The organism is Marinobacter sp. bablab_jr008 (assembly GCF_016464145.1).
Classification (GTDB): Bacteria; Pseudomonadota; Gammaproteobacteria; order Pseudomonadales; family Oleiphilaceae; genus Marinobacter; species Marinobacter nauticus.
Window position 1 is genome coordinate 1 of record NZ_JACDWW010000040.1, and the last position, 6322, is coordinate 6322.

Genomic DNA, 6322 nt, shown 5'->3' on the forward strand with positions numbered 1-6322 from the left:
CATCAGGTCTGGCCTGCGTGTGGTATCGATGATGGAGACATCGGTAAACATGTCGTCCACTTTCTGCTTGAAGGTTTTGTCATCCATATCCCGCCAGTAACGCGACGGACGGCCCGCCGCCTGGTCGTGCTTTGCGGTGGTTGGGTCAAGGTGCCGATACTGCTCCAGCATGGGCATCTCCGGCAACGGCTTTGTGACATCCATATAGTTCTGAATGAAATCCCAGTAGGCGTAACACATGGTGGGGCTACCGTGTGCCCCGAGAATATCGCCAACGGTAACATCCAGTTTGCTGTAACGGTGGGAGAGCACCAGGTCAAACAAGGTGCCGAAGCGATCAACCCGCGCGCAGCACCAGGCATCGAATTCGTAGAAAGGCTTTTCAACCACCACCGGCGGCTTTCTGGGGAGAAAAGGAAACTTTTTCGGGTATTGCCAGACCTTGATCATGCCGGTGCGACGGTTGAATTCCCATTCAGGGCCTCGGCCATTCCGTAAAAGCCATTTCGGGAAGAGGCGGAAGGCCAGATCTGCGATCAAAATGAGAATCCAGCCGCCTCCAAGCATGATAAATTCTGGCAAACCAAGACTTTGCAGATACTCGGAATAGTTTCTACCAGATGGCGTAAACAAAGGCGACATAAGAATCAAGGTTATCAGGTACCCAGGGGAAATAATGTAAGTCCAAAATTTACCTATAACACTCATCATATCGAAGAAGCGCGCCCGAAAAGCCAATGGTGCATGCCGATAGCATTCGTGGTTATTCTCAATGAGAAGTCCGTACTTCGCTGCCACATCCTCTTTTTTCTCCAGTCGCCGTAACTTCTTAGGTGGGTTACTTGACATGAAGGTGGGCGGCATCACTTCACGGGTATTACCCCACGGTAATCGTAAGCTGGCTGAGCGATCTAATCCGGTTCGGTTTAGTTCCTGAGTTTGATTTCTTTGCTCGGGAATCGCGTCAGAGCGGTAGCTGTGCGATCCATAATAATCACCCGAGCTACCGTGTAGAGAAACATCAATCGACATTTTCTTGAACTCTTTGACTGTACCAAAATGGCTGGTCTTCACTGCTAAAGTCAGGTTTGGTATGACGCTCGTCCGATTTACTAAACACGAGAGGGTCTTGCGGTGGAGGCGCCGGGAAGACCATCAACATGGATTCGAGCGATTGCCTCGCCTGAATCTGGACTTTGGCCTTCCATCTATACGTTCGCGTTTCCCACGTATCGCTCTGCCAGACTGCAGTCTCCAATTTGCGTCTCGCGCTCTCAGGTGCATTCAGATAAATATGCAAACCCGTACCAGACTCCTCTGTCATTAGCACATAAGGCTCCAGATCAGCCCCTTCTATTCGGTTATTCTGAACGTGACCCGATCTACCTTTAGCGACAGCAATCGTTTCGTTGAGCTGAAGCTTCGGTAAAACAGTGACAACCCCGCCCGAATTGAACAATTCAGGAATGGCGCTCTCAATCACAAAACGCTCACCAGCCATCGACAAAGCGGCCATCTGATCATCGCTATAGCCCTCCAGAACGCCGTCTCGCGCCTTTCGTCGCAAGGGATTGTATTCAAGTCTGACCGTGACGCCCATTAACTGGCTGATCAAGCGATAGTAGGCTTCATCTGGTTTTTTCAAGAAGGGCTTCTCCGCCAAAGGCCCGAAAGGCCCATGCCGCATCCAGATGTCGAGCGGTTCGTCGCTGAATGCGAAAATCGTCGCCAGGCCCGCTACGGCCAGGATAACACCTACCGCTAGCCAACCTTTCGGCCCTAACACCAACAACAGTCCTGATTTACCTACAACACTTGCAAAGCCGAAAGCGATCCCGCTACCCGCCAGCAATCCATAGCCGAACGCCGCTTTGTGATTTCCCATCCGATACTCGTAATAGGCATCCCACCCGGCATCCAAGGCCATAAGAAAACCGGCTGCAGCGCCAAGCCCAGTTCTTATTGTTAGCGGACCGCCAAGCGATCTAGCGAAAATTGCTCCGATGCGTCCCGGCATCCTAAGCGCCAATATCTTGGATGGGCCCAGCACCCACCGTTCACTTATTGCCGTGCCCGCAACCAACAGATCAAAACCAGCGCTGAATACTCTGAAACCGGCACGAAAATCCCCATGAATCCGCGCGTCTTGGGGCCGCCCTGACCAAACGCTTGCAGAGTTAAACACCTCAATCAAGCCAACAAAAACTGGAAAAACTGGCTTATTCAGAACCCTATATAAGCGACTGGATCTGTTACTGTCTATTTCTGCCTGATCAATCTTGTTCGCCGCATCATTCGCGGCCTCCAGGTCACGGATATACTGTTCTTTCTTCGCAACACGGCTTCTCCGGCTATCAATCTCTTGCTCGAATGCTTTGAGTTCCCGTTCCGCTCGGGCAACTTCAGCTTTTGCTGCCTCGATTCTTTGCGCAGCGGCAGCCATTGCCGCGGCGGGGGTGCCGGGACTCGGCCCAACGAGCTCGTCGAGTTCAGCTAACGCACGCACCGCTTGCCGGAAGTCAGACTCAGCTTTCCGGATATCCTCAATTAACGTCACAACCGTTTCTGTTTTAGGGACTGCCAGCACGTATACATCCTCAGCAACCTCGGATGCGATACCCGCAGCCTTGCTGCGTCTTTTACTTGTTGACGCGCGAACGTCAGGTTCTTCGCCTGCCTGTATCAAGTCCCCAAAAAGCTCTACAGCCCGCTTTCCAGTTCCAGACTTGAGCTCAGCCTCACTAAACTCGAAGATGAAATAATCTTTCTGACGCGCTTTCGAGAGTCGCATCAACTCTACTTTCCCTAGAAGCTCTGGTAGGGACCGACGTAATTGCTCCAACGAAACAGAATATAGCTTCATTCTGCCTGCAACCGCCGTTTTCATGATTGATTGTTTCTGCCGGCTCAGTTCTTTGAAGCGTACGTCGAGCTCGATCAGTTTGTTCCGGATCGCCTCAAGCTCAGCTTCTTTTCCTCTGAGGTTGTTAATTCTCCGCTCGATGTTCCAGCGTTGGTTTTCAAGATTGGAGATTTCTATTCGAAGCTCTGCCAACTGCTTCTTTATAGCCGCCAGCTTTGCATTTCTCGCCTCAATAGCTTGGCTGGCATGATGAATCGCAGCCCACATATTGCCGTGGACACTCATCAAAACCTGACTACCGAGCCTCATGTTCGCCGTCAGAAGTGTTTCGTAGGACCCTGCGGCAGCTTCGACTGCTAATTCAAGCCCATCGATCGTTTTTAGCTCATCAATATCGGGAAGATCGGTAATAGACATGGCAGCGAGTTCCGTTTCGCGGAACTGCCCGTTGCCATGATTGACCTGAGGCTCTGCCGGAGGTTGATACGGTTTTTTCTGATCTTCCGGGCTGAAGCGGGGGAACAGCAGAGAATAGAGAACTCGACTGTGCCGGCCCTCACACAGTCCCTGTAACCAGTGTTTTCCTTCACCATCGACCGCACCCTCAACGTCAATGTCGAGGGCATCACATTCCGCCGGTTCGGTGACAAGGTTCATCACCAGAGATGTTACGAAATTGAATGCACCAGCGTAATCATAGCTGTCATGAGTGAACAAATCCGTCAGAACATGATGGGTGCGTTCGTTTGAAAGTAATTCCAATAGCTCAGAATGCACCTTCTCGAGATAAGCTCGCCCCATCTGACGCTCAGAAACCGCAAGCGAGCGTTCAAGCTCTGCTCTGCCCTGATTATTTATTTCCGCCATGTGCTTGTGAAGCTGATTAGGCTCCGACGCGATGTGTTCTGGCTCGATCACAGAATGAACCAGCAAGGCAGAGTCAAAGTATGGTCTTGCCTTGGCGCGCCGGACAGCGGCATTCATATACCAGGCCGCCACCTGTCGACGACGCTGGTTGTATCGAAGTTGGTAGATCGGATCGTCCAGCAGAATAACGCCAATGCCACGTTTTTTTGCATTGATCGTAGCATCCGTCTCAGCAGTTCCAGAGCCAGGCCAAGTGAAGGGCTCTGGGTCCTCTGGTCGACACTGCTGTATCAGTGCCTCCTCAGCCTGGTGCAATGATCGATGCAGGCAATTGCTAAGAGCAGTCATCTCCGGTCTTTCGTCTTCAGCGATAGGGTCTTCGGGATCCGGAGTTTCCTGCCTCTGGTGAATGGACTTTGCTTTTTGCATAGCCCGATCCGGATAGGTTCCCTCTAAATCCAACAGATAGTCATCGGGGCGATCAAACTGCCACTCCAAAGCGGGCACCCGGGAGCGTTGCGGTGAAAGATACTCCGCAAGAAATGCAACACTGTTACCGTTGGAAGCATTGGATTTCTCTACACTTTCCTTCGTCTCTGGTCCAAAACGCATATCGATGCTAACGCAACGATTTTCCCGGTCTGTAGCGGAGCGCTCCAAATGCATCACGCGCTCTCCCGGCCACTGCGATTCGCTGAAGGCCATCTCCAATGTCAGCCAATCACTGTTAATCCGGGCCGGTATCCAGATTTCACTCATTGCGGACCCAGTGACTTTCCGGTATCCAGGCTCTAACTGACCACTGCGCGAACGATACTTGGTAAGCGCCACATCGTGATACGAAGTTTGCCCTTCTTCATCTATGCGGATTTCAATTTCACGCCATAGCTTTCCCTTGTAAAAGATATACAGGAACCCCGCACGAGCCAGAACCTGGCGGGCAGGCTTTTGCCCATGTAGCTCTATGCCAGACAACAGGGTAGCCGGCACGACCGGTAGTACGACGTGGCGTTGATGCTCAACCTTCCTTTCGGTGCTGGTCGCATCATCCAGAAAAGGCACCCGAATCGGGCCATCTTCAGACTTGATTTCTATCCAGACATTCCTGGAGGGCTGTCCCTTCCAGGGCCAGACATGCAGAATGGAATTTTCCAGAGGTTCTATTTCAACCTGTTTCTCCAACCACTCTTGCTGCTCGTAGTTGGTTTCATCAAAGATTCGAAAAGCATGCCCATCCGGGTGCTCTTTGCCGATAACCTCGATAATCAGCGATTCGTCCTCGCAAGTCTGGCTACAACCAACTGTAGACTGCTTTGCACTATTCTCAGACATCCCTGTCATTCCTTGCGTTCTAAACGTATCAATTCGGACTCAGGCCTCAGGCGTGTTCAATGCCTGCCACTGAGTTTCTGAAAGCGTTGGTACGGGCAACATAGTGAACAGATTTGGTCTGTCGGTGGTTTGCCAACGTTCCTGACCGCTTTCTCCGTACCAATAAATAACCCGTTCAATCACATCCGCCTGGTCTTGAGTCCCCGGAGATAAGCGTTGCCATACCTCAGGGTCGTAAAGTCGCAGCAGGCCCTGCCTTTCCCCGTCAAAGCGCACGGTCAAGCGAGCCCTTAGCCAACTCGTCACGGACTCAAGGCTCTCAGAGGACTCCAGAATCAGCCCGATAAGCCGCCCCTCTTTCAAGCCTTTCAAAGCCCACTGATACTCCGGGCTCTGCTGTTTAGCCTCCAGAACAACGGGGCTTTCGGCCAGATACTGTTGCCAGTCAGTCTCAGCAAACAGATAAAGCCACTTCGGAACGTCTGTCTGCTCATACAAAGACCGCACAACCGATGGTTTCTGCTGCGCCTCCAGCACTAAAAAACGCACCTTGTCAGTCGAAGGTTTTGCAAATACCACAATGGGCTCCTTCACGTATCACGCTGTCTGATTCTTACCGCAAGGACAGTTCCCAAGCGGACAAGTGCCATCGGGTTTCTGCTGGCACTGCTCAACAATAGCCGTTCGATTCATCCGAGCCTGTTTCAGTCGATGGGCAACGATGGCTTTTGGCTGAGCACTCGCTCTCTGGCCAACCTCCGCCAACGCCTCCGGCGCCACTGACCCGCCAGCAGCCGTCACCAACCCAGGCATCTCCGGCACCTGCACCTTCTGCCCACTGCCTTTACCTGCAGCCCCACCGGCATTCATCTTGATACTCGCGCCTCCCATGGCCACGCCGCTGGGATCGATCTTTACGAAGCTGCCGCCGGCTTTCAGGGTGATCTCAGCGCCGGCTTCGATCACGGCTTTCTGGCCGGCTTTGATATGCAGTTCGGTGCCGGAATTGCTGAGCCAGGCGGTGCCGGCTTTCAGGTGCAGAGTACCGGTGACATTGAAGCTGTGGTCTTTGCCGGTTTGCTCGCGCTTCTCGCCGTCCACGGTGTGATGGCTGTTGCCTTGGGTGTGGCTGACACGGTTGTTTTCCACCGTCAGGTGGCTGTCGTTCCTGATGACTTCGGTGCGGTTGTTTTCCGTCAGCAGGTCCAGGTCTTTCTGGGCGTGCACGTAGATCTGTTCTTCGCCGGCTTCGTCTTCAAA

Annotated in this window: 4 protein-coding genes; all 4 read right to left on the minus strand. The window is 52.6% G+C overall.

Features of this window, described 5'->3' with window-relative positions; genetic code table 11:
- Positions 1-1032 (minus strand): hypothetical protein (locus tag JIF53_RS03670; protein ID WP_199451852.1); only part of this gene is annotated, 1032 nt, incomplete at its 3' end.
- On the minus strand, positions 1022-5062 hold the full coding sequence (locus JIF53_RS03675) for a hypothetical protein (protein WP_199451853.1): 4041 nt from the start codon (positions 5060-5062) through the stop codon (positions 1022-1024). The genes JIF53_RS03670 and JIF53_RS03675, both read right to left, overlap by 11 nt.
- 39 nt (positions 5063-5101) lie before the next feature.
- Positions 5102-5641 (minus strand): DUF4123 domain-containing protein, encoded by a 540-nt coding sequence (locus tag JIF53_RS03680; RefSeq protein WP_113879282.1) that lies wholly within the window; start codon positions 5639-5641, stop codon positions 5102-5104.
- A gap of 18 nt (positions 5642-5659) precedes the next feature.
- A partial coding sequence (locus JIF53_RS03685; RefSeq protein WP_416234180.1) for a bacteriophage T4 gp5 trimerisation domain-containing protein occupies positions 5660-6322 on the minus strand: 663 nt, incomplete at its 5' end.

What these genes read in the sequence shown, in the direction of transcription:
- JIF53_RS03675 (WP_199451853.1), bottom strand. Translation starts at nt 5,062, where the DNA reads ATGTCTGAGAATAGTGCAAAGCAGTCTACAGTTGGTTGTAGCCAGACT.